Source organism: Staphylococcus sp. GDX8P54P, from assembly GCF_017893165.1.
In the GTDB taxonomy this organism is placed as follows: domain Bacteria; phylum Bacillota; class Bacilli; order Staphylococcales; family Staphylococcaceae; genus Staphylococcus; species Staphylococcus borealis.
Window position 1 is genome coordinate 1 of record NZ_JAESMM010000065.1, and the last position, 1397, is coordinate 1397.

Annotated in this window: 2 protein-coding genes; one reads left to right on the plus strand and one right to left on the minus strand. The window is 34.1% G+C overall.

Annotated features, from left to right (window positions below):
- A partial coding sequence (locus KA909_RS13020) for an Ig-like domain-containing protein (RefSeq protein ID WP_210130302.1) occupies positions 1-938 on the plus strand: 938 nt, incomplete at its 5' end.
- 126 nt (positions 939-1064) lie between these two features.
- On the opposite strand, the gene KA909_RS13025 is transcribed toward KA909_RS13020, so the two are convergent.
- On the minus strand, positions 1065-1397 hold a 333-nt coding region (locus tag KA909_RS13025), incomplete at its 5' end, for a transposase (RefSeq protein WP_210130303.1).

Sequence of the window (1397 nt, forward strand, 5' to 3'; positions counted from 1 at the left end):
GGGAAGTATTACCTATTACAGCGACAGACAAAGACGGAAATGAGTCAGACCCAGCAACGGCAACGGTAACTGATACAACAGCACCAGAAGCACCAACGGTGAATGATGTAACAAGTGACGACACAACAATCAGCGGTAAAGCCGAACCTGGTTCTACGGTGACAGTAACGTTCCCTGATGGCACAACAGCAACAGGTACAGCTGATGAGGATGGTAATTACACGATTGATATTCCAGATAATGTACATCTTCAACCTGGTGATACAGTTATTGTGACAGCGACAGATAAAGATGGTAATACATCTAACCAAACTAATATCAATGTTCAACCAGGTAATGAAAATACTAACCATGGTGATAACACAGACAACAATAATGATGGTCCGGATACAACTCACCATAATAATGGTGATAACGGAAATGATGGTAATGATATAGATTCTGGATATAATAATGGCGACAATGATGGAAATCAAATTGATCCAGTAGATAATAATGAAACAAATAGTAGTAATAATAATCCAGTTATTAATCCTATAGATTCTAGCAATCAAGTTATTTCAGGACAACATAGTACACATGGAAGCACAGTAGAAGTCACTTTCCCAAATGGTATAACAACTACTACAACAGTTAATCCAAATGGAACTTGGGAAATGTTTAAACCATCTTATGTAAATCTTAATGATGGAGAGAGCGTAAGTGTTGTTGAAAAAGATTCAAACGGAAATACTACTTATACAACAACAGCAAACGTAGGAAATAAAAATACTCAACAAAATATTAATAATGGTAACAATACTACTGAAGAAGATTTACCAGAAACAGGTGAAACAAGTACGAATAATGCAACTATATTTGGTTCGTTATTCGCAGCTATTGGTGCATTACTGTTATTTGTAAAACGCCGTAGAAAGAAAGAAGAAAAAGAAGATTAAAATAAGCTTTATTCAATAAAACCTTATTTTGCATAATTGACAGTGAGGCATATTGCCTTACTGTCTTTTTTTGTAAAAAAATTTGGGCTCTACGTCAAATCGGACTGATGAGTCCAAATATTGAGATTAAGCAACCTTAGGTTGTTTAATTTCTTTTTTTGTTGTTGAGGCAAATAGTCGCGAAGTTATAATAATTCGATTACGCAAATTATCATAATTTCTATAACCAAAAGATACCCTTTTAATGAGTTTGATTTTATTATTAATTCCTTCTAACGGACCGTTGGTCAGGTTAGAATATGTCATAGTATTTTCAATGAAAGCTGCTAATCGTCTTAAAGTTCTAATGACTGGGCGTAATTCGGGACACACATCTGAAAGATGAATAGAAAAGAGTTTATGATTAAATTTCTCTATTTGATTTTCTTTTAATAATCTTCTTAGCTCATGAACGTAGTG